General features: G+C 39.1%; 23 protein-coding genes, 1 tRNA gene and 1 riboswitch. Of the genes, 17 read left to right on the forward strand and 7 right to left on the reverse strand.

The window, feature by feature from the left end:
- The first annotated feature begins 42 nt into the window (after positions 1-42).
- The gene (locus IQ19_RS28965) at positions 43-777 is read left to right on the forward strand and encodes an exosporium glycoprotein BclB-related protein (RefSeq protein ID WP_144542590.1); all 735 of its coding nucleotides are present in this window, start codon (positions 43-45) and stop codon (positions 775-777) included.
- Positions 778-1,580: 803 nt separating this feature from the next.
- A riboswitch (cyclic di-GMP riboswitch) is annotated at positions 1,581-1,667 on the reverse strand.
- Between the two features lie 146 nt (positions 1,668-1,813).
- Here the strand turns inward: IQ19_RS28965 and IQ19_RS11735 are convergent.
- Both IQ19_RS11735 and lexA read right to left on the reverse strand, forming a co-directional pair.
- Positions 1,814-2,098 carry a DUF4257 domain-containing protein gene (locus IQ19_RS11735; RefSeq protein WP_110067949.1) on the reverse strand — a complete coding sequence of 95 codons (285 nt, stop codon included), beginning with the start codon at positions 2,096-2,098 and terminating at the stop codon, positions 1,814-1,816.
- A gap of 472 nt (positions 2,099-2,570) precedes the next feature.
- The gene (lexA, locus tag IQ19_RS11745; protein ID WP_110067950.1) at positions 2,571-3,194 is read right to left on the reverse strand and encodes a transcriptional repressor LexA; all 624 of its coding nucleotides are present in this window, start codon (positions 3,192-3,194) and stop codon (positions 2,571-2,573) included.
- A gap of 157 nt (positions 3,195-3,351) precedes the next feature.
- On the opposite strand from lexA, the gene yneA reads away from it, so the two are divergent.
- From yneA to IQ19_RS11790, 10 genes are all read left to right on the forward strand, one after another.
- A complete protein-coding gene (gene yneA / locus IQ19_RS11750) occupies positions 3,352-3,684 on the forward strand; it encodes a cell division suppressor protein YneA (RefSeq protein ID WP_144542592.1) in 333 nt (110 codons plus the stop codon).
- A 15-nt stretch (positions 3,685-3,699) separates the two neighbouring features.
- A complete protein-coding gene (locus IQ19_RS11755) occupies positions 3,700-4,347 on the forward strand; it encodes a YneB family resolvase-like protein (protein ID WP_144542593.1) in 648 nt (215 codons plus the stop codon).
- Between the two features lie 141 nt (positions 4,348-4,488).
- Positions 4,489-4,722 (forward strand): DUF896 domain-containing protein, encoded by a 234-nt coding sequence (locus tag IQ19_RS11760; protein ID WP_144542594.1) that lies wholly within the window; start codon positions 4,489-4,491, stop codon positions 4,720-4,722.
- 394 nt (positions 4,723-5,116) lie between these two features.
- A complete protein-coding gene (gene tkt / locus IQ19_RS11765) occupies positions 5,117-7,123 on the forward strand; it encodes a transketolase (protein ID WP_144542595.1) in 2,007 nt (668 codons plus the stop codon).
- A gap of 516 nt (positions 7,124-7,639) precedes the next feature.
- Entirely contained in the window at positions 7,640-7,771 is a 132-nt protein-coding gene (locus IQ19_RS28970; protein WP_277875328.1) for a hypothetical protein, read from the forward strand.
- 292 nt (positions 7,772-8,063) lie between these two features.
- Positions 8,064-8,501: a sporulation inhibitor of replication protein SirA gene (gene sirA, locus IQ19_RS11770; RefSeq protein WP_144542596.1), complete on the forward strand. Its 438-nt coding sequence runs from the start codon at positions 8,064-8,066 to the stop codon at positions 8,499-8,501.
- 86 nt (positions 8,502-8,587) lie between these two features.
- The gene (locus IQ19_RS11775; RefSeq protein ID WP_026583317.1) at positions 8,588-8,803 is read left to right on the forward strand and encodes a YneF family protein; all 216 of its coding nucleotides are present in this window, start codon (positions 8,588-8,590) and stop codon (positions 8,801-8,803) included.
- A gap of 1,043 nt (positions 8,804-9,846) precedes the next feature.
- Positions 9,847-10,287, forward strand: a complete 441-nt coding sequence (locus IQ19_RS11780; protein WP_242020964.1) for a DUF6376 family protein — start codon at positions 9,847-9,849, stop codon at positions 10,285-10,287.
- A gap of 109 nt (positions 10,288-10,396) precedes the next feature.
- Positions 10,397-12,145 (forward strand): ABC transporter transmembrane domain-containing protein, encoded by a 1,749-nt coding sequence (locus IQ19_RS11785; RefSeq protein WP_144542597.1) that lies wholly within the window; start codon positions 10,397-10,399, stop codon positions 12,143-12,145.
- Positions 12,146-12,149: 4 nt separating this feature from the next.
- Complete coding sequence (locus tag IQ19_RS11790) at positions 12,150-13,943, forward strand: ABC transporter ATP-binding protein (RefSeq protein ID WP_144542598.1); 1,794 nt, start codon at positions 12,150-12,152, stop codon at positions 13,941-13,943.
- Between the two features lie 77 nt (positions 13,944-14,020).
- On the opposite strand, the gene IQ19_RS11795 is transcribed toward IQ19_RS11790, so the two are convergent.
- The 3 genes from IQ19_RS11795 to IQ19_RS11805 form a co-directional block, all read right to left on the reverse strand.
- Positions 14,021-14,251 carry a hypothetical protein gene (locus IQ19_RS11795; RefSeq protein ID WP_144542599.1) on the reverse strand — a complete coding sequence of 77 codons (231 nt, stop codon included), beginning with the start codon at positions 14,249-14,251 and terminating at the stop codon, positions 14,021-14,023.
- Positions 14,252-14,261: 10 nt separating this feature from the next.
- Positions 14,262-14,630 (reverse strand): DUF4181 domain-containing protein, encoded by a 369-nt coding sequence (locus tag IQ19_RS11800; RefSeq protein WP_144542600.1) that lies wholly within the window; start codon positions 14,628-14,630, stop codon positions 14,262-14,264.
- 288 nt (positions 14,631-14,918) lie between these two features.
- Positions 14,919-15,089, reverse strand: a complete 171-nt coding sequence (locus IQ19_RS11805; protein WP_144542601.1) for an aspartyl-phosphate phosphatase Spo0E family protein — start codon at positions 15,087-15,089, stop codon at positions 14,919-14,921.
- A 668-nt stretch (positions 15,090-15,757) separates the two neighbouring features.
- Here IQ19_RS11805 and IQ19_RS11810 point away from each other — a divergent pair.
- The 3 genes from IQ19_RS11810 to IQ19_RS11820 all read left to right on the forward strand — a co-directional run bounded on the left by IQ19_RS11810 (position 15,758) and on the right by IQ19_RS11820 (position 18,014).
- Positions 15,758-16,465, forward strand: a complete 708-nt coding sequence (locus tag IQ19_RS11810; RefSeq protein ID WP_144542602.1) for a cytochrome c biogenesis CcdA family protein — start codon at positions 15,758-15,760, stop codon at positions 16,463-16,465.
- A gap of 295 nt (positions 16,466-16,760) precedes the next feature.
- On the forward strand, positions 16,761-17,120 hold the full coding sequence (locus tag IQ19_RS11815) for a response regulator (protein ID WP_144542603.1): 360 nt from the start codon (positions 16,761-16,763) through the stop codon (positions 17,118-17,120).
- Between the two features lie 402 nt (positions 17,121-17,522).
- Positions 17,523-18,014, forward strand: coding sequence for a CcdC family protein (locus IQ19_RS11820; protein ID WP_144542604.1), 492 nt, complete (start codon positions 17,523-17,525; stop codon positions 18,012-18,014).
- A 50-nt stretch (positions 18,015-18,064) separates the two neighbouring features.
- On the opposite strand, the gene IQ19_RS11825 is transcribed toward IQ19_RS11820, so the two are convergent.
- Positions 18,065-18,559 carry a DinB family protein gene (locus tag IQ19_RS11825; RefSeq protein ID WP_144542605.1) on the reverse strand — a complete coding sequence of 165 codons (495 nt, stop codon included), beginning with the start codon at positions 18,557-18,559 and terminating at the stop codon, positions 18,065-18,067.
- A 295-nt stretch (positions 18,560-18,854) separates the two neighbouring features.
- Positions 18,855-19,283, reverse strand: coding sequence for a DUF2621 domain-containing protein (locus IQ19_RS11830; protein ID WP_144542606.1), 429 nt, complete (start codon positions 19,281-19,283; stop codon positions 18,855-18,857).
- Between the two features lie 123 nt (positions 19,284-19,406).
- On the opposite strand from IQ19_RS11830, the gene IQ19_RS27735 reads away from it, so the two are divergent.
- The 3 genes from IQ19_RS27735 (at position 19,407) to IQ19_RS11840 (ending at position 23,179) form a co-directional block, all read left to right on the forward strand.
- Positions 19,407-19,503, forward strand: a tRNA-Sec gene (locus IQ19_RS27735).
- 142 nt (positions 19,504-19,645) lie between these two features.
- A complete protein-coding gene (locus IQ19_RS11835; protein WP_144542607.1) occupies positions 19,646-20,617 on the forward strand; it encodes a tyrosine-type recombinase/integrase in 972 nt (323 codons plus the stop codon).
- A gap of 615 nt (positions 20,618-21,232) precedes the next feature.
- Positions 21,233-23,179 carry a hypothetical protein gene (locus IQ19_RS11840; protein ID WP_144542608.1) on the forward strand — a complete coding sequence of 649 codons (1,947 nt, stop codon included), beginning with the start codon at positions 21,233-21,235 and terminating at the stop codon, positions 23,177-23,179.
- Positions 23,180-23,254 lie beyond the last annotated feature (75 nt).

Here is a 23,254-nt window from a genome sequence, read left to right on the forward strand (position 1 = left end):
AAAAAATATAATTATATTAGCTTTAAGTATGGAGGTGAAAATATGTCATATGAACACTATTGCTGTCTAGTTTGTCACAGCACCCCTTGTTGTTGTCCAAAGGGCATTCAAAAACTTCCGGGTTTTCATAGTAGTAAGGGACCTAAAGGAGAACGTGGTTTACGTGGAGTACAAGGCCCCCCAGGCCCTCGTGGAGTACAAGGCCCCCCAGGTCCTCGTGGAATTACAGGCCCACGCGGACCCCAAGGGTTACCTGGAATTGCGGGCTCTAGCGCAATAATTCCATATGCATCTGGTACTCCTGTTACTCTTACAGGGATATTGGGTGGAACAGTAAACACTGGAGCCCTCATTGGTTTTGGAATCAGTGCACCTTCAGTTAATATTAGCTCAGGAACCCTTACTCTTGGAGTGGGTGCTGGTAACATTCCAGATTTCGCATTTGTGGTTCCGCGTGCAGGAACGGTCACTTCAATATCTGGTTTCTTTAGTGTTACAGCAGGAGCAAATTTAGCTGAAACTGGAACAGTTATAGCACAATTATGGAGGGCACCTGCCGGCAGCAACACCTTTACACCAACAGGTGCTGAAGTCGAATTAGCACCATCTTTCGGTCCCGGGTTAGTAGGCGTTGGTGACACAGCATTTAATACCGCTGTAACTGCATTGCCTGTAACTGCAGGCCAAAAATTATTAATGGTTTTTTCTTTAGATTCAACTTCCACAGTAGCGGATGTCCTTATAGGGTTTGCAAGTGCTGGTGTGGCTATAAGTTAACGTAATAGTCCTTTGAAAATTCTTTAAACCTGCAAGTTCTATGTCTTAGGACTGTAACCTTAAAGCAAACTAAAAAGCTCCTCTGATTCGAGAGGAGCTTTTGTAATTTTACTTAACGGATATTGACCGAACGAAGACTTACTAAGTGTTGTGTATCCGCCGTTATTATTATCGTTTTTTAAATGTATACTCACAAAAAACCTCTAGAGATCTTCTTGTTTAGTCAAAGGATCTTTTATGTTTTCAATAATTCAAAACTCATTCTTAACACTTTTCACAGTGCCATTCAAAAGGGCAAATCGTCTTTTACTATCGTCTTTATCTATTTATCATCTTCATTGATATTATTTTCCTCATTCTAGATACCTTCTTAAAAATGGTATCCCACTCCCAGATATTTGGATTCACTTGTATGCCTTTATGGAGATCTGCAGAAAACATTAACTTCCAAAACTTCAACCTAGTAGATGAAATCAATAGAGCCTGCTAATCTGTTTATGAGCATTTACTAATAAATAATCAAACTTGGTGTATTGGTGACAGGGCTATTTTTATTAGAAAATAAAATCCATCATATTAGGTACTGATGGATTTGCAGTTCGGACAGGTTATAACCTTTTCCGGCTTAAATTTAATTTTTTTCAAATCTTTCTTAGTGAAGGTGGTAAAGGCATTGTATGTAAATCCGCATACACAGGTGTTTTGATCCTTTACGATGTGCACTAAATTCGACTCCTTGCTTAGTACTGTTGGATAAATCATTTTTCACCCTTCTTATAGTTGAATTAGGCAAATGGTGACCTAAATGCAGCCCGGCTGCCATGACTTTTGAACGTTTTAGGCCCGTGGCTTTGCGTCTCCCACTTTCGTGGAATTTGCCCAGTTGAAATAATATCATAAAATGGATGAAAAAACATACATTGCCGGTATTTGTAATAGAAACACAAAACAGTTTACAATGAGATTTGGTGAAACACAAAAAACCCCGTTCAATGAAGAACGAGGTTTTGTCTATATAAAATCTTTCTGCTCATCTCTATTCTTTATGCCTGATTTTTAAGAATTCGAGACATGTCAGCAGTGCATCTCCTCCAAATCCTGCAATAACAGAAAGGAGTACAACCCTTATGGTAGAATCAGGATCTGAAGAAACGACCAAAAAAACAGCCGCCAAAGCCCCCATGATAACTTCTTCCAAGACCCCCAGATAGATGAATTTCTTTGTCCTCCGAGGTTTTACCATTTTGCCTTCTTTCCGGATATGTCCAACAACACCGACCAGCCCACCAATCAACAAAGCGAAGGTAATGTTCAAAAACATTTGTTCTTCACACTCCTAAAGTCGAGATTTTGGACAAGCGACCTTAGGTTGATTCTCGGTGTATTACCATTATATAGGAATCTGGTATAAATTAGTATGCATAAAAATACCGAATTTTCTGAATAGTAAAATAGTTAAACATTACTGTAACTTCCTTCCAAATGAGAAGTAACTGTTACTATCGTATGATTTTATTCATAGCACCAGGTAATAAGAACTGTTCTTCTATGGGGTTCTGATCTAATTTCCGCTCCAGGCACTCAGCGAACGCGGGCGGTCCGGGAGCCTCCCGCAGGACCTTGAACCAGCTTCCTTGAATATACCCCGCACGAAGGAAATGCGAATGCATTTTCGAGCATCTCGTGCCTTCCACTCCTTTCAAAAGGGTGCTAAAATCAACGACAAGCTTTAACACAGCATTTTTAAAATGGCAAAAAAAGCAAACATAGGATGCTTGCTTTTTGAAAGTCTATTAATGGATATGGCGATATACACCAATTACCTTGCCCAGGATGGATACATTGCGAAGGATAATAGGTTCCATCGTAGAATTTTCAGGCTGGAGGCGTACATAATCTTTCTCTTTGAAAAATCGTTTAACTGTCGCTTCGTCTTCTTCAGTCATGGCAACAACTATATCTCCGTTATTAGCTGTGCTTTGCTGCTTAACGATCACATAGTCACCATCAAGAATGCCTGCCTCAATCATACTTTCTCCCATAATTTCAAGCATGAATACATGTTCGTCAGCTGGAGCCAGCCTTTCTGGAAGAGGGAAGTATTCCTCCACATTTTCAATCGCGGTAATCGGCTGGCCGGCAGTAACTTTACCAACGATCGGCACGTTTACTGCGCTAACCTTTGGAATGTGCGAAGACTCGTCCAAATCCAAAATCTCAATGGCGCGCGGCTTAGTAGGGTCCCTGCGGATTAAACCTTTGCTTTCGAGCCTTGCGAGATGGCCGTGGACAGTGGAGCTGGAAGCAAGTCCAACTGCTTCTCCAATCTCTCTAACCGAAGGCGGATAGCCTCTCAGTTTTACTTCTTCTTTAATAAATTCCAATATATCTTGCTGCCTTTTTGATAATTTCACCATCTTAAACGCACCTCGTATGATTTTCTTTGCCTTCATTATAGCATCAATTACCAGCTGATACAAACATAAGTTCGAATTTTCGTTGACATAAAACAAACGTTCGGTCTATAATAAAAATATCAAATGCGAACATACATTCTAACAGAGGTGTTAAATAATGATGAAGAAATTGTGGGATTCTTATTCTTATGCTATTATTCTATTCGTTTTAAGCTTGGCAGCATCTTTAATATTAGTTTTGCAAATGGAAACACCGGATAGCGAGAAGTTTGTAAAAGTCACTATATCAGAGGGTGACTCCCTTTGGGAAATCGCTGAAGATTTCTCAGCTGAACATTCACTTTCAGCCGATGAATTTATCAACTGGGTAGAACAAAACAATGGAATAGCTGGAGGAAGAATTTTTCCTGGTGATGAAATTGTTATCCCTGTTAAAGCTGCTGAAGGTCAGCCATATACCGAGCTTGCTAGTTCTGAACTGAATGAATAGTTATAAGGAGAAGTTATGAAAGCAATTATATACTGCAGGGTAAGCACAACAAAAGAAACGCAGGAAACCTCTCTTTCCAGGCAGGAAGAGGAGTTATTGAACCTGGCAAAAAAGCATGGATTTGAAGTGGAGAAAGTTATTCGCGAGCAGGCGAGCGGATATGATTTAGAAAGAGATGGAATACTGGAGCTTCTCGATTTAATAAAAGAAAAGGATATTAATGTAGTTCTGATCCAGGATGAGACGCGGCTTGGGCGCGGCAATGCCAAGATTGCCATTCTTCATTGTATTTTAAAAGAAGAGGTCCAGCTTTACAGCATTTCCAACAACGGACAGCTTCAGCTATCAGAATCGGACTCCATGGTATTGAGCATTGTCGGAATGGTAGAAGAATATCAAAGAAAGCTTCATAATATTAAAATCAAACGGGGCATGCAAAGAGCGGTAGATAAAGGGTACCGTCCCGAGAAAAATCTGAGCAATCAAGGAGCCAATGCCGGGAGAGAAAGGATCGAAGTCCCAATAGATGAAATTGTCCGGCTTCGAAAAAACGATCTCACCTTTGCCGAAATCGCAGCAACTTTAAGAGGATTTGGCTACAATATATCAAAAGCAACCGTACATAGAAGATATAAAGAATATGTTGATTCATTAGCAGAGTAGAGCACTTTTCTTGTCAAAAGTGCTCTTTTTTAGTATGATGGCATTTGAGTTTCAGTATTTTTAAAAGGTGAGACTTATAGCGTAACCAAACATTCGATTAGATTATCCAAAGGTAAACTTTTGATATAAAGGAGCTTAAGTATGCTGCCAAAAGAAAAACTTGCTCGAATCAACGCACTGGCAAAGAAGGCGAAAGAATCCCGTTTAACTGAAGAAGAGGCAAAGGAACAATCATCACTCCGCCGGGAATATTTGGAGACGTTCCGCTCTTCGATGCTGAACACGTTAAAAGGTGTGACGATCGTTGACCCTAAGGGCAATGACGTAACCCCTAAAAAACTGAAAGATCTTCAAGATAAAAACCGCCTTCATTAATATCATAAATTGCAAGGGATACACATTCAGTTGTATTCCTTCTTTTAATAGAAAGCAGAGATTTCCACCTTGGCATAGTTTGCCGGCTATCTCCGCTTTTCTTTACATATGCCGGGTCTTTTTGTGTCAAAATAGTAACAAACCGGCTTTTTATCGCTGTCTTACGGGCAGTAAGACCCCCACTTCAAGACTCAGAGTAATCGAAGGAGGATAAGTGGAAGTCAAACTGCCCGTAAAGGCCCGATTGGTTCAACTAACAATCAGTGGGGGATAAAGAACCCCCCACTGATTAAAGTTTCACTTTATGTCTTTTTCCTGACCCTATTGGTTGTGAAAAAAACAGACACCCGATAATATAAAAAGAGTAAGAATTACTCTCGAAAGGATGTATTGAATGTTTAATCAAACAGATGAACTATCCATCAGTTCCATTCGTACTTTATCAATCGACGCCATTGAAAAGGCGAATTCCGGCCATCCAGGCATGCCAATGGGAGCCGCGCCAATGGCTTATACACTTTGGACACGCTTCATGAACCACAATCCTAATAACCCAGAATGGTTCAACCGTGACCGTTTCGTCCTTTCAGCGGGACATGGCTCCATGTTATTGTATAGCCTCTTACATTTATCAGGCTATGATGTATCAATGGAAGATATTAAGCAGTTCAGACAATGGGGAAGCAAGACTCCTGGCCACCCGGAATTCGGGCACACTCCTGGTGTTGATGCAACAACTGGCCCATTAGGGCAGGGAATTGCAATGGCTGTTGGTATGGCAATGGCTGAACGCCACCTGGCTGCAACTTACAATAAGGACAATTTCAATTTGGTTGACCACTATACATATAGCATTTGCGGAGATGGAGACCTTATGGAAGGTGTTTCTGCGGAAGCTGCTTCACTTGCAGGCCACTTAAAGCTTGGAAGACTAGTTGTTCTTTATGATTCAAATGACATTTCACTTGATGGGGATTTGGATAAATCCTTCTCTGAAAGTGTAGAACAGCGCTTCAAATCTTATGGCTGGCAGTACATCCGGGTTGAAGACGGCAATGACCTTCACGAAATCGCTAAAGCGATCGAGGAAGCGAAACAAGACGAAAACCGTCCAACTATGATCGAAGTTAAAACTGTAATCGGCTACGGTTCACCAAACAAATCAGGTAAATCTGATGTACACGGAGCTCCGCTTGGTGCTGATGAACTTAAATTGACTAAAGAAGCTTACAAGTGGACTTTTGAAGAAGACTTCCATGTACCTGAAGAAGTATATGATCACTTCAAACAGCAAGTAGCTGAAAATGGTTCTAAAAAGCAGCAGGAATGGGAAGATCTTTTTGCTCAGTACAAAGAAAAATATCCTGAACTCGGCCAGCAGCTTGAGCAAGCAATTAACGGCGAGCTTACTGAAGGCTGGGATAAAGACATTCCTGTTTATGAAGAAGGAAAGAGCCTTGCAAGCCGCGCTTCCTCAGGGGAAGTATTAAATGCAATCGCACAAAACCTTCCTTCATTCTTTGGTGGATCTGCGGACCTTGCAGGATCCAACAAAACAATGATCAAAGGCACAGGCGACTTTACTCCGGAATCATTTGAAGGCCGCAATATCTGGTTCGGTGTCCGTGAATTTGCTATGGGTGCTGCATTAAATGGTATGGCGCTTCATGGCGGATTAAAAGTATTCGGAGGAACTTTCTTCGTATTCTCTGATTACCTTCGTCCGGCCATACGTTTGGCTGCACTTATGAATCTTCCTGTCACGTATGTATTTACACATGACAGTATTGCGGTTGGTGAAGACGGCCCTACACATGAGCCTGTTGAACAGCTTGCTGCATTGCGCGCAATGCCAAACCTTTCTGTAGTCCGCCCTGCTGATGGAAACGAAACAGCAGCTGCTTGGAAAACAGCAATCGAATCAACAAACAAGCCAACTGCTTTAGTATTGACTCGCCAAAACCTTCCTACATTAAAAGGAACAGATTCAGCGGCATACGAAGGCGTTAAGAAAGGTGCTTATGTTGTTTCACCGGCTTCAAATGATAAAGCAGATGTACTACTGCTTGCTGCTGGATCAGAAGTTAGCCTTGCTGTTGAAGCACAAAAGGCGCTTGAAGGTGAAGGAATCCATGCATCTGTTGTCAGCATGCCTGCTTGGGACCGCTTCGAAGCTCAATCCAAAGAGTACAAAGAAAGCGTCATTCCAAAGGCTGTGAAGAAGAGACTTGCCATCGAAATGGGATCTTCTCTTGGCTGGCACCGCTACGCTGGAGACGAAGGCGATGTTCTTGCCATCGATACATTCGGCGCATCTGCACCAGGCGAAAAGATCATGGAAGAATACGGCTTCACAGTAGATAACGTAGTTGCACGCGTAAAAGCATTGCTACAAGGATAACAAAATGACTTTAGAGGAAGAGCTGAGAGGCTCTTCCTTTTTTTGTTTTGGAAAGGGTGGGACGGCGAAGATGATTGGTGGATGGCAGCAAGTGTTTCAGCAAGGAATTGGCAAAAGTCAGAGAAGATCGTCGTAATGGATGGCGAACAATAGAGTGGGGAAAGTCGTCATAGAGGGTTTATGTTGACCTTATTGGATAAAAGAAAGGAAAAAACGGCGTCATAGAGGGTTTATGCAGACCTTATTGGATAGAAAAAAGGGAAAAACGACGTCATAGACCGTTCATGTCGACCTTATTGGATAGAAGAAAGGGAAAAACGACGTCATAGAGCATCCATGTCGACCTTATTGGATAGAAGAAAGGAAAAAACGTTGTCATAGAGGGTTTATGCAGACCTTATAGGATAGAAAAAAGGAAAAACGTCGTTATAGAGGGTTTATGTTGACCTTATTGGATAGAAGAAAGGAAAAAACGGCGTCATGAAGCGTTCATGTCGACTTTATTAGGTAGAAGATATGCAAAAACGTCTTCATGAAGAGTTTTTGACGGCCCAGAATGTGAATATGAATATGATAGAGTGGATTGTCGTCTTAGTAATTAAAAAGACCATTTTAGGATGTGAAAGAATGATTGCTTTTTCTGCATAAGGCCGAGCAGCATTTTAAATAATAGAAAGTACACATCAAATAATACCCCAAATACAGGATTTCCTGCCATTAAAACAGGGAAAAAGCTAATATAAAAGTAAATTTTCATGCACTCAATAAAGAAGTCGAAATAGCAGTAAAAAATGTTAATCTCCCACCAAGAATCCTCATAATGATCCGATTTCCACGCATTCGACAAAATTAGTGAAAGTTTTTGACATCTTCAGACAGATTCCTTATTTTTGTTTCCTTATAATTGAAAGAAATGGATAGTCCCGGAAGGAGGGGCCGAATGAGAGCTTATCAACTGTATTTAATAGAAGATGAATTTGCGTCCCATTATTTTGGAAGAGAGCGTATGTTTTTTCAGTTGTTTGAGGAGTTTGAGCATTCGTCCGGTGAAATGAAGTCTATTCTTTCGAAACAGATCGATTTTGTCACAAAAACAATCCCGGGGTTACGGTTACATCAATATATTCACCAGCAGCTTCAAAGGAAAAAGGACTTTTTCATAAAAAAAAGTGCATACTATATAGAAATGAATAAAAAAAGCAAGGCGAAGCTTGAAGTGTTTGATCGGTGTCTGGTTTTAGAAGCGGCAGGCAGCTATGAGGCTGAGACGGTATTTTTCGAGGTGCTGCGAAAAAGCGAGTCTTCCTTCCTGGCTGTTGATCTTCAGCATCACCGCTACGGGTGGCTAAAACCGATAAAAGAAAGAAAATTCGTCTAAAATAAGAGAAAAAATGAAGCAAATATTGTATAATAACCTTTGGTCTAGTACACTGTATGATAGACAACATGAAGGAGGAAGTATTTATGTGGATGTATATTCTAGTCGGTATACTGGCGCTTCTTGCTGGTGTAGCACTAGGATTTTTCATTGCTCGAAAATACATGATGAGCTACCTAGAGAAAAATCCGCCAATTAACGAACAAATGCTTAAAATGATGATGATGCAAATGGGCATGAAGCCATCACAAAAGAAGATCAACCAAATGATGAATGCCATGAACAAGCAGACTGGCAAGTAATCAGGGACAAACAATATGATATGTAAGGGTTTCTCTGTAATTGCTTTAACCCTCATCATTTAACAATTAGCCACTTTTTTTCTGTTGAAATTTAGCAGAGAAGAGTGGTTTTTTGTGTAATAAGAGGTTGTTTTAAAAGAGTATTTAAATCATTTTATAGCAAAAGGTCATTCCTATTGTCATTTCATTGCGGTTTAATGTATGTTTAATAATTTAGATATCTATACAGTATCTAAATTGCTTGGGCAAAGTGAGTTATCCACATCACAGCGATACTAACAGTCTTTAGCGGATTTTAAACTTAAGAAAAACAAAAATAAAAAAGAGAGAAAAGTTGGTGGACGCTTACTCACTCTCAGTCGAAACAATAATCTTGATTACGACGAGAATAATAACACATTGGTTACTTTTATTAAATAAAAATTAATGAAAAATATTCCATGGTTGTTAATCCTGATTTCAACAAATGGCTTATAAAGTTTGGAAGGAGATACATAATTAACATTTTAATACTTTTATGCGTTTTCGCTTTATCGTATTGAAATAATACTTTGAATAGTGTTATACTTTAATTGGTCGAACTATTCAAACAGTTGACCCCCTATAATTTTTTAGAGCTTAGAGTATTCTAGGCTCTCTTTTTATGGAGGGATTTTTATTTCATTACAATGTGAAACGGATTTAAAGTATATAGAAAGTAAGGGTTTAAAAGTTCTCATTTAACAACAGGATTAATCGATATGAGCAGATAAGAGGAATAGCAATCAGATATTGGTTTGGGTCTATAGAGAGTGATAATTATATAAAAGAGGAATTTCTTTTTGAGTAAATAATGAAGATGCAAATGGGCATGAAGCCATCACAAAAGAAGATCAATTGATGAATGCCATGAACAAGCAGACTGGCAAGTAATCATGGGCAAGTATCCCATCAACGGCCACTTTTCTGATAAAAACAGAAGGGGGTTTTTTTATGCATTCAATGAAACCTTCCTCAAAACCAACCGTAAATAAATTATGACAAATCATGAAAGGGAAGAACAAATGAAAAAAATACTGCTAACCGGGCTCCTTGCCATTTCAATGTTATTAAGCGGCTGTTCGTTTTTAGGGGAAGTGAATAATTCCATTGACTATGTAAACCAGGCAACTGAACATATCAATACACTAAATGACTTTGCGGAAGAGGCTCCGCAAATGCTTAAAGAGGCAGCGGAGGATCCAGCATTAAAACAAGAGCTTGAAGATCGTTTAGTTACTCTTAAACAGGATGTAGAAGAATTTATCGCATTAAAAGATATCCCAACATTAGCGGAAGATATCCATCAGGAATTAGTTAGTCAAAATGAGGCGCTTCTTGCAGAAATCAATAAAGTATTAGAGAATGGCAACCTTGTATTGGATAAACTGGAGAACTCAGAGCTTTTTAGCACAATAAACGAAGTAACCAGTTTAATAAACAGAATCGAAGCATTAGGACAATAAAGCATCCACGAGGGTGCTTTTTCTTTGCTAATAAAAATCTTCCTTATTTTTGAAATATTTGTTAAACTATTTAAGCTATTATTATGCTACGGTATTCGGAGGATAGGGTATGAAGGTCTTTTTGGATTTGATGTGGTTTTTTAAACAGGAGAAAAAGGCGTATGTAAACGGGATTATTCTGCTGTTATTTGTGGCGCTGCTGCAGCTGGTTCCGCCAAAGGTTGTCGGGATTGTGGTCGACTCAATTAAAAATGGAGAGCTGACAGCACAAACGCTATTGATGTGGATTGGGCTCCTGGCTGTTGTTGCGCTTATGATGTATGTGCTCCGTTATTATTGGAGGATCATGATTTTCGGATCGGCGGTTAAACTTTCCAAGTTATTGAGGAATAAGCTTTATCACCATTTTACAAAAATGTCGCAGTCTTTTTACCAGAAAAAGCGTGTCGGTGATTTGATGGCACACGCGACAAACGATCTCCAGGCTATTCAGCAGACTGCAGGAGCAGGGGTTCTCACATTTGTGGATTCACTGGCGACAGGCGGCTTCGTGATCATCGCCATGGCTACGACGATTAGCTGGAAGCTTACGCTTATCAGCTTGATTCCGATGCCATTCATGGCACTGCTTACGAGCTGGTATGGGACGCTTCTGCATAAACGATTCCACAAGGCGCAGGAGGCTTTTTCATCATTAAATGATAAAACGCAGGAGAGCGTATCCGGGATCAAAGTCATTAAAACATTTGGACAGGAAAAAGAGGATATTGAAGATTTTCGCAAACAATCTGAAGATGTGGTGCGAAAGAATATTTCGGTGGCCAAAGTAGATTCTTTATTTGACCCAACCATTTCAATCATTGTCGGGATCTCTTTCTTTTTATCCATTGCGTTCGGATCAAGATATGTATTGGCAGGAGAATTGACGATTGGGCAGCTTGTGTCGTTTACAACATATCTAGGGCTGCTCATTTGGCCGATGCTGGCATTTGGCTGGCTGTTCAATATCGTGGAGAGAGGCCGTGCTTCGTATGACCGTGTTTCCGCTTTACTTGCAGAAGAAGTCGATATTAAAAATGATCAGTCTGGAATCAATGAAGTTCCAAGCGGGAATATCGAATACAAAATTGAGGAGTTCGCTTATCCGGGAGAAAATAAAGCACTGCTGAAAGAAATTCACTTTAGGCTGCAAAGGGGCGAGACTCTCGGCATTGTCGGAAAAACAGGCGCTGGTAAAACAACCCTGCTGAAACTATTGATTCGAGAGTTTGAAGGCTATAAAGGGGAAATCCTTTTTGCAGAGCATCAAATTGACCGCTATAAAATGGAGAAGCTGAGGGAAGCCATTGGCTATGTACCGCAGGAGCATTTCCTGTTTTCTGCCACTGTTGCAGAAAATATTGCTTTTACAAGGCCGGATGCCGAGCTTGCAGAGGTCTATGCTGCAGCAAAGCTCGCCAATATCCATGAGGATATTCTCGAATTTACGGATGGATATCAAACGGTTGTCGGCGAGAGAGGGGTATCCCTTTCTGGCGGGCAAAAGCAGCGGATCTCCATTGCGAGAGCATTGCTCATGAATCCGGAGGTATTGATTTTGGATGACTCCCTTTCTGCTGTTGATGCCAAAACAGAGGAAGTGATTCTTACTTCATTACGAGTAGAGCGGGCTGGCAAAACAACAATTATTACCGCTCATCGCCTTAGTGCCATCCAGCATGCCAATCTCATTCTTGTGCTGGATGAAGGAAAGATCGTTCAGCGGGGTACGCATGATGATTTGATGGCTGAAGAGGGCTGGTATAAGAATATGTATCTGCGCCAGCAGCTGGAAGAGCTTGTGGAGCATGGGGGATAAGAAAATGGAAAAAACACCAGTTATGAAAGGAAAAGAGCAGCGAAAGGTCCTGTTCCGGCTGCTCTCTTATACTAAACCGCATAAGAAAACGATTCTGCTCGCTTTCAGTTTGCTCCTGGTAACTACGATAGGGGACATACTGGGGCCGATTCTGGTAAAAATCTTTATCGATGATTATTTAACACCTAGAAACATTGTGTTTGAGCCGTTATTTGCTTTGGGCGCTGCTTACCTTGGCATTCAAATCTTGAATGTGCTTGTTTCATATTTTCAGCTGTTGAAGTTTCAGGAAATCGCTTTGAAAATCATCCAGCAGCTGCGGGTTGATGTTTTTTCAAAAGTACAGTCACTGGGCTTGAAATACTTTGATAAAACACCGGCAGGAAGCATTGTTTCAAGGGTAACGAATGATACCGAAGCGATCAAAGATATGTTCGTGAGTGTATTGGTCACGTTCATTCAGGGGGCTTTCCTCCTGACAGGCATATTTGTGGCTATGTTTATTTTGAATGTTAAGCTTGCGTTGTTCTGTCTAGTGATACTGCCGATCCTATTTATGATCATGAGAACCTACCGGAAATATAGTTCGGTTTTTTATAAGGATTTAAGGGAAAGGCTGAGCCAGCTGAATGCGAAGCTGAGCGAATCACTGCAGGGGATGTCCATCATTCAGGTGTTCAGGCAGGAAAAAAGGCTGCGGAAGGAATTCGGCGATATTAATGAGCAGCATTACAACGCTGGGATGCGGAATATCAAAATGGATGGCCTATTATTGAGACCGGCTATCGACCTTGTCTATGTACTGGCACTCATCATAGTATTGAGCTTTTTTGGAATTTCCTCCTTTAATAGCCCAATAGAGATCGGTGTGCTTTATGCGTTTGTCAGCTATTTGGACCGTTTCTTTGAGCCGGTGAATCAGATTATGATGAGGCTTTCTATGTACCAGCAGGCCATCATCGCTGCTTCCAGAGCTTTTGCGCTATTGGATGAAAAGGAACTCGCACCTGCACAGGAGGAGAAGAACGCTGCCGAAATCAAAGATGGAGACATCGAGTTCAGAAACCTTAGCTTCTCCTATGACGGAAAACGGGATGTGCTGAAGAATATTTCTTTTACAGCCAAGCCGGGAGAAACAGTAGCGTTAGTCGGACATACGGGCAGTGGAAAAAGTTCAATTATCAACTTAATGATGCGTTTCTATGAATTTGAACGCGGAGATATCTTCATTGATGGAAAAAGCATTAAATCCTATCCAAAGGATGAACTCCGGACGAAAATGGGGCTCGTTCTTCAGGATCCTTTCCTCTTTTACGGAACGATCAAGGATAACATCAGGCTTCATAATGAGAATATGACAGATGATGAAATTGAAGCAGCAGCCCAGTTTGTTCAGGCGTATACATTCATTGATAAATTGGAAGACGGCTATGACCATCAAGTAGTGGAGCGGGGATCTACTTTATCAAGCGGACAAAGGCAGCTGATCGCCTTTGCGAGAACCATTGCCGCCAATCCGAAAATTCTGGTCTTGGACGAAGCGACTGCAAATATCGATACAGAAACGGAAGAAGCGATCCAAATCGCATTGGAAAAAATGCGGAAGGGCCGGACGACGATTGCGATTGCCCACCGCCTATCTACCATTCAGGATGCAGAATTGATTCTGGTTCTCCATCAGGGAGAAATCGTTGAAAGAGGGACGCATCAGGAGCTTCTCGCTAAACGCGGTTTGTATCATAAAATGTACTTGCTGCAGAATGGATCTGCTGAAAAAGTGGAGGATGCAGTTGGGTAAGCTGGATGAGCATCCTTAAAAATGCGATTACAAAGCATTAAATGAAACAAGCAGCCCGCTGGGAGGCTGCTTGTTTTTTACATCGTATTCATGAAACTCCAGACAACTACAATCATTACACCTATGGCAAAGAAAGCCTTGCTTTTGCTTTCTTTAAAATTTCTGAAAAACTCGATCATACACATGACGGAGAAAATAGACATAAAGGCGATTTTATTACTTAGCCCAAATTCAGGAAACAGACTAAAAGTGGATAGGCCAATTAACACAATAACTATTACAAGTTCACGGACAGATTGAGTCTGCATTTTTATCTCCTTAAGTTAGGAACTCAAACCCAAGGAATACAATAAATAGTGTAGCGATGGATAATACAGAGAGAAAATATAGCCTGGATTCTTTCTCGTATTTCCATTCCATAATCCCTCGAGCAGCAAAAATAATCAAAAATGATACAATAAGATAGCTTGGTCTATAATCATATTTAAAAACAAAACCTAATAAAAATAATCCGATTAATATTACTACGGTCAAACTGTTCTCAACAATTTTATGGAGTTTATTAATATAGGTAAATGTCATTTTTTCTTTGTCTTTAGGTTCTTGAATATTATATTTCTTTTTGATTGCTGAATAAATGGGCAAATAAATCAAGAAAACAATAAAAACAAAAATATAAATGGCCAAATTAAATTCTTCCTTTTACTTTATTTTTCAAATTATAACATTTTTGGAAGCGGTTCTTCTGCTTAAAATAAAAATATACGGGCAATTTCCCAAGATATCTTTTCCCAAAATAAACGCCTAAGTATTTTCTTGACAATATGATACCTACATTACCCTTATCCCTAAATATATTTACCAATTCCACTGTACATGCCTCTTCAGCAGGTGTTTAAACGGCAGAGAGAATGAATTAAAGAAGAGGCGTGCTACATAAAAAAACAGCCCGTTTTAAATAAACATGGCTGTTTTTTATTGGGTTTGCACTTTTTTAATAAAGATTCGATTGTATTCATTTAATAGGGCATCAAGTTCCTGGCTGTACTGGATTGCCGCCGAAGAGTTTAAGCCGCTTTTCATGGCCACTTGAATTAACTCCGTTCTCTTCTGTTCGATCAATGAAAGCAATTCTTGTTTACACATGGCCAATAATTCCTCTCTGGTGGTTTCTCGTCGCATTATGTAAAATTCAGCTGCCAATTAGGTTCCATGTCAAATGCTGAAAGATAATAACAGAATTTGTTAAGATATACTATAGTATATCGAATTATGGTAATAAATTCAAAAGAAACTTCCTTTAAAGTTTAATAACATTTACATTAAAAAAACATGTTTTATGTTGAAAATTAATATGGTTTATTATAGAGCTTGTTTGGGGATATTTCCAGAGATGTCAAGGATTTTCCAGTTAATACTTGTTTTTACTTAAAAAATGTCTCTGTTACTTTGGCCTGTTGATTTCCGCTGCAGGTACTCAGCGAACGCGGGCGGTCAGGGAGCCTCCTCGGCGCTATGCGCCTGTGGGGTCTCCCTTTGATCCGCACTCCCGCAGGACTTTGAATAAGCATCCACGAGTAAACACCGCACGAAGGAAATGCGAATGCATTTCCAAGGATCTCGCACCTTCCGCTCCAATCAACAGGGTGCCTGGAATCATTATTTGAGTTCATCACTACATTTAAAAATCGAGCTCAATTGTATACTTCTTGGAGTATTTATTTGACACAAAACGTTCACATTCTATCCATTATCTTTTCAGCATGGTATTTGTTAGAATAAATAGGAACGAATGAGTATCAGGAGTTGTGGATATGACAGATTTAAATGTATTTATTGCATTGGGGGCAGGATTTTTAAGTTTTATCTCACCTTGCTGCCTGCCATTATATCCGGCGTTTTTATCGTATATTACAGGAATGTCCGTCGGGGAGATTAAAGAAGAGAATGCCATGCTGCAAAGACGGAGCATGCTGCATACATTATTCTTCCTGCTTGGTTTTTCGGCGATCTTTATTGCGATTGGATTTGGAACCACTTTTATCGGACGCTTCTTTAATGAATATCAGGATGTGATCCGCCAGCTTGGAGCCATTTTTATCTTCTTCTTCGGGCTGGTTGTAGTGGGAGTGATCAAGCCGGAATTCTTAATGAAGGAAAGACGTTTCGAGTTTAAAAACCGTCCTGCTGGATTTCTTGGATCGATTTTAATCGGGATGGCATTTGCGGCCGGCTGGACACCGTGTACAGGGCCGATTCTTGGAGCGGTAATATCTCTTGCTGCAGCTAATCCAGGATCAGCTATGGTCTATATGATTGCTTATATTCTTGGCTTCGGAATTCCATTCTTTGTGCTTTCCTTCTTCGTCGGAAAGCTGCAGTGGATCAAGCGAAACAGCGTCAAGATTATGAAAATTGGCGGTGTGTTAATGATGATCATGGGTGTTGTCCTGTTCTTTGACTGGATGACTAAGATTATCGCGATTTTATCACCTTTATTCGGCGGATTTACTGGTTTTTAAAAAATGGGCAGCACATTCAAAATTGGGAATGTGCTGCTTTTTTTGATATAAGTAAAAAGGGCTACTAGTCAAAAGAGTGCTGGTCGAAATTTGTCGCACTTTTTAAATTGAAATTTGTCTGATAGTTCGATATATTGTAGTATGTGTTCTTTCAGCGTGGATAATTGTATTTATGTGGAAATATTGCTATTTTACTATTCAGGGAGTTTATTGTTTTATAATTTTGGGTATTTTTAACTATGATAGAAGTATAATAGAGATAGAGCTTCCAATGCAGTACAAGGGGGAAACAGCGGTGGCAAGAATTTTAATAGTCGATGATGCAAAGTTTATGAGAGTCACTCTGGGCAGTATTCTAGAAAAAGCCGACCATGAGATTGTAGGAGAAGGGGAGAACGGCAAAGAAGCTGTACAGCTATATAGGGATCACCTTCCAGATCTTGTGATGATGGACATCACCATGCCGGAAATGACTGGACTTGAGGCCATGAAGGAAATAAAAAAAGATCATCCAAATGCGAAGATTATCATGTGCTCTGCCATGGGCCAGCAGAAGGTAGTGGTCGAGTCCATTGAAGCGGGTGCAAAGGATTTTATTGTAAAGCCTTTTGATGAGGGGCGAGTACTAGAAGCAGTTAATCGGGTATTAAGCTAAGAGCTGACTCAGGTACCCTGGACATAAGGATGTGTCCGGGTATCAGATGGAGTTGGCTTTTTTTTATTAATGGCCTGTTAAATTTGCCTGTTGATTTCAGCACGAGGCACTCCCTTTCCGCTGGCGGTCCCACGCTCCTCGTCGCTTTGCTCCTGCGGGGTCTCCCTTTGCCGCACTCCCGCAGGACGTTGAATAAGCATCCTAATAAACACCGCACGAAGAAAATGCGAATGCATTTTGGAGGAGTTCGTGCCTTCTGCTCCAATCAACAGGGTGCTAAAAAACAACAATAAGCTTTAACAGAGCTTAATTAATAGTGGACATTTTCAAAAATCGTATCTAAACCAAGCCTTTTAATATATAATAAGTAAAGTAATCTAATGAAACAGAGGATGAAATCGAATGGATTTTGTATTAATTTCATCAATCGGCGCCGTGTTTATGGCAATCTTCGTGATGTTCATCCGCATGAAGGCAGCCAAGAAGCCGGCTTCCGCCAAGAAAATCATCTTGCCGCCGATTTTCATGAGCACAGGTGCGCTCATGTTTGTCGTCCCCTATTTTCGAGTGACTCCAATGGAGATCCTGGAAGCTGCCTCAGTTGGAATGCTGTTCTCCATCCTGCTGATCAAAACATCTTCCTTTGAAATCAGGGACAACGAAATCTACCTGAAACGTTCAAAAGCATTTGCTTTTATATTGATAGGATTGCTTGTCGTACGGATTATTGGAAAAATGGTGCTTAGTTCAACGATCGACTATGGTGAGCTGAGCGGCATGTTCTGGATTCTTGCATTTGCCATGATTGTGCCTTGGAGGATTGCGATGTATATGAATTATCGCAAGCTGCATCAGGAGCTTTATGGAGCGGGGAGCCCGAAGACGACAATATAATACTGAAAGCCGCCGGGCATGGGTTCGGCGGCTTTTTGTGTATGGAAGTTTTAGTGGACGCCATTCTGGGCATCCCAAATCCCATTTTTCTTGCGGATTTCGACTATTTGCCCGATATGGTAGGCATTATGGATGGTAATGTTGCCAATGACAGATGACCAGGGGTCAGTCCGGTCCTGGTATGCTGAAGCGAGCAGCTTTTCATCGTCGCATGCATCTAATGCAAGCCTCCATTCAGATAAAACATCTTGCAGTGATGCTACGGCAGATTGCCATTCTTCTTCATTGGCAGGGGCACTACTGTTAAAGGTTTCATCATTGGTGATGTGTCCTTCTTCAAGCGGCTGTTCTTTGAACCTTTTTAAGTACCGGTCATTCCAAAAAGTAAGATGATTGACGATTTGCCAGATAGAATTAGCTGTTCCGGATTTTATGGTTGCTTGTTTTGCTGTGAGGCCATGGACGGCTGCAGTGAGAGGGACAAACCAGTTGGGTTCATCCAGGCAGGCGGCTAGTTGGTTTAATAATACTTCTTTTGTGGTCATTTTATTTCTCCTTTGGGTAAAATATTTACTCTTAATGTCTATTCGCTTAATTCAAAGACTATCCTTTTAAAATTGGTTTTGTTATTAAATCTTGTGTGTGTGGATTTCCGTTCCAGACACTCGCTTTCCGCGGGGCTACCGGGAGCCTCCTCGGCGCATTCGCGCCTGTGGGGTCTCCCTTGGTACGCTACTCCTGCAGGAGTCGAGTGCCTTCCACTCCAATCCACACCTGCCTTATATTCATTTAGCGATAATACAACCTAAATAAAAAACCATTCCGGGAATCCGAAATGGCTTAAAATAAGTGTTCGTATGGAGTCATATTGATCTGTTTTTCCGTTAATTTATTACGGAGAAATTTATGATCCCGTTTTGGAGTGGCTAGAATATACCCTCGAATCAGGAGATCCTGATCGATTTGATCTGCCTTTTCCTTTAAGGCAAGTTCGCCAATCTTTCCGGCAATCTTCATTCTCGCCACATCCCTGAACAGCTCAGGCACTGGACTAACCAGATCCTCCAGTAAATCCTTTTCCTCCTGCTGCCAAAGATGGCGCGTTTCATTCACATAATGCTCTTCCCAATCCAAATCTGATTTGCCATCTTCTTTCGGCATCCGCTTCAAAAACTTCCGGAACATAAAAAAGCCGCCGATCGCGAAGAAAGAAATCAGAACCACAACCCAGAATAAGATAAACCACAAAAACCAGCCTTCAAGTTGCATTTATTTCACCTACACACATAATTTCATGTCCCTATTATAATCCTTGTCCACCTTTTCGACAAGAAAGGAAGCATTTGTCTTGAAAGCAGCCACATTTGCCCTTATAATAAAAAGAGTCTTTACGGGGCTGATTGGGGTGCTGGTGCCCTCCACGGTCTTCAAAACCGCTTGTGACCTGCGTGCCAGGTCAGCTGGGTTCGATTCCCAGGCGGTCCCGCCAAATAAGGTTTTTTATTATCTAAGGTAAATGATTAGTCCAACGGTTTATTTGTTATTTTTACATAAGACCGTTGTAGACCGTTAGTAAAGACCGTTAGATAAATTTGTCTATAGCCTTCTACAAATAAGTAGGAGGTTTTTTTATGTCAAAAAAACAAGTAAAGAGAATGTATTTTAAAAAAAATATCGGTAATAACTCAGGTAAAGTTAAGTTAAATGAAATTCCAATTACAACTTTATTTGAATACTTCATTTCAGATAAAAAAATTGAAGGGCTTGCTTCTAGAACATTAGATGATTACTACACTCACTTCAGTTATTTAATGGATTATCTTCAATCTGAGCTAGTAAACACGGAGTTCAAAACTTCAATTTTTAAAGGTTATATTGCATACATGTTAGATGAAAAGCAATTAAATCCAGTGACTGTTAATGTTAGGATACGAACAATAAGAGCGTTTTTACGCTATTGCTATATGCAAAACTATATAAAAGACCCTATTCATGAGCAATTTAAACCTGTCAAAACAATTGAGGACACTTTGGAGTCTTTTACTCCTGAAGAAGTTAAAAAGTTAATTTCAGTGATTGATGATAAAACATATAAAGGATTTCGTGATAAGGTCATTATTTTTGTGCTTATAGATACACTAGTTAGGTGTTCAGAGCTTGTAAACATTAAAAGAAAAAACGTTGATATAAGGTCAGGGCACATAACATTAGAGTCTATTGATACAAAATCGAAAAAGACTAGAGTAGTACCTATATCAACTAAGACGATTAAGTTACTAAAGGAGTATCTGTCCATTACTGAGGACTTTGATTCTGAAATGTTATTCTTAACCTATGAAGGCACAACCTTATCAGATAATACAGTACGGAAAAATCTAGCTGAGTATGGGCAAATAGCCAAAATTAACAAAAGAGTTTCTCCCCATACATTTAGACATACGGGAGCGTTATTCTATATCTTAAATGGCGGGGACCCATTCAGCCTTCAAAAGATACTTGGGCATACAGATATGTCTATGGTCAGGAAATATATTCAGATGACCAATACCGACGTTAAAAAGCAGCATAATATATACTCCCCTTTGAATAAGGTATTTAAATAAAAAAATATAGCCCCTCTTATTTGTTAAGGGGGGCTAGTTTACAGATAAATAAATCTAAAGACTAGCGAACCTGAGTTGAATAGTTGCCTCGAAGAAAGGCCTGTATTACTTTTTCAATACGATTTTCTTTCTGAATTCTCCATAACCTAATCAACTCATATTTTGGCCCCTTCATTACAAATAGGAATATCCTCATTATTAACCCATCCATATATTTCTTGAATACTACTCTTGCCAAATCTAACAAGTGAGTATTCAGGGGAATAGATACTTTTAGTTATCCTTTTACTAAAATTTTCTTTGCCGAAACTCCTTATTCAATGCTCTTATTGAAAAGAAATTTATTATACCCTTGATTTTGTATATAGAGAGGGGATTTATGGATAAATATTATACGTTGGGTCAAAACAGAGTGGGGGGGTGGTTAACACCTTTGTTCGAACATTATATTTGACTCAAGGTCATAGCACACCCTCTATGAGAATTTTAGAAAAAATATAATTAATCCATTGACACTGGATTATTGTATGTGATATGATGATAGATTATTTATTCATTGACAAAGGTTGCTGTGCATGATAAGATATGAAAAAAATAACAGTTTGGAGGGGCTATATGAGTTACCATTACATACATGAAGTTATTGATGAAGAAGATATTTTATATAAACACAAAAAATTACTTGAAGAGTTTTATTCAACAGATGATGGTAAAGCATCACAAAAAGAGACAGAAGAAATGCTAAAGGAAATCTTGCTCCAGGAAAGAAAAGAAAAGGAACTAAAATACGAAGAGGATATTATTACCTTTCCTAGCCCATTTGAACATGACCCATATGCAGTAGAGTATAAAAACAAATATACTACCAAAATAGAAACACTAGAAAAAAGACTGCTTGATTGGGAAACTGGTTACAAAGTATTTAATGTTATTAATATGGAAGCTGGTTTGGGAAAATCCCTCAATACAAATAGAATTATAAAAGAACATGTTAATGAGTTTTTACCAGATAGGCTACCTAGAAAATTTCTTATAGTTAAAAAGTTTAATAAAGATATTGAAGAAACAGTCAATTATATTCAAAAATCTCCTAATGAAGATATGATACTTGGTATAACAAGTGAGAATTGGAGTTGTTACTGGAGTAAGAGGTTAGATGAATTAGAAGAAAAAAGAGTATTAGTTATTAGTCATAAAAGATACATGGACTTATGCTTAAATGATGAGTTCAGAAATGCTTTTACAAGGGGAAGACACACATTAATTATTGATGAAAAGTTAAACTTCCCAGTATATAGTTTTACTGCAAACACTTATAAAAAAGTGCAGCAGCATATACCTCCTGAATTAGATGCGGAATTTCTTCGTGTATCTACACCTTTCCTAGAAACTATAAAGAATTCGAAATTGTCTTTTGATATTAATGTTTGTGTACCTGTAGAGGAAATTAAGGTAAATACAGAAGAAATATCTGCTTTTCGAAGTTTGATACAAAATAACAAATTTTCTATAAATAATATCATGGAGATAGAAAACTATATTGATACACTCTATACCTTAGTAGATAAGAATAATACAGTTATTTACCATGCTGATAGGCTATGTACTTATGACTCCAGAATAAAACTTTGGGGATTAAAGAATAATATTATCTTAGATGCTAGTGCAGACATTGATTATACATATAAACTTAATAAAAATGTAAAGTTAAAGAAGCAGTCAGGAATAGTAAAACATAATAATTCTACTGCGTATAGGGTGAATTTTAACTCTGGAAAACAGTCCATTAATAAGAATAAAGAAAATTTTTTTAAATCTATTTCGAGTTTAATTACTAGGAATAAGCAAAATGAAGATAAGGTTTTAATAGTGTGTTTAAAATCTCATATATATGAGCTTCAGACTGCACTAGAACGTGAGGGAATGCTGTCAATAGGCTTAGGAGATGATTATAAAAATGAAAAAGTTGCAATAAATTGGTTTGGTAATTTAATTGGAAAAAATAATTATAAGGATTTTAGTCAATGTTGGATTATTGGTACTCCCAACATACCTATTGAAGCTCATCTAATAAATTACCTTCAAAATAGTATTAGTGGGGCTAAAATAGAAGGACCAGTTCATATTAAGAAAGGAAGATTTAAGGAGGATAAGTATAAATTACTTCAGGTATCCCACTTAGCTTGTGAAATATATCAAAGTATTAAGCGGATTCAACGAAATATAATGCCAAATGCAAAATACTATATTGTAAATTCAGATGAAGAAGTCTTTCAATTGGCAACAAATAAAATGAAAAATCTGAAAATTGGGAAAATTGTAGAGTTAGGTATTCAGAAAGATGATAAACGAAAAAAGACTAAAGAGAATAAGGTATTAAATTTAGTAAACTATATAAAAAATCTTACTCCAGGAGTCTATCCCAAGAAACAGGTTAGGGAGGTTTTGAACTTAAGCTCAAATAATTTTAGTAGATACCTTAACCCCGAAATCATTGAAATTAAGGAATTAATTGATAGTGGGAAGCTTATTATAGAAAAACAAAAATTGATAATCAAATGATTTTTTTACTCTTCACTAAATGATTTTTATTTATGGAAGTACTGAGGAGATTTGGAAAAAAGTATCTGATAGAGA

Source organism: Cytobacillus oceanisediminis (assembly GCF_007830235.1).
GTDB lineage: Bacteria > Bacillota > Bacilli > Bacillales > Cytobacillaceae > Cytobacillus > Cytobacillus oceanisediminis.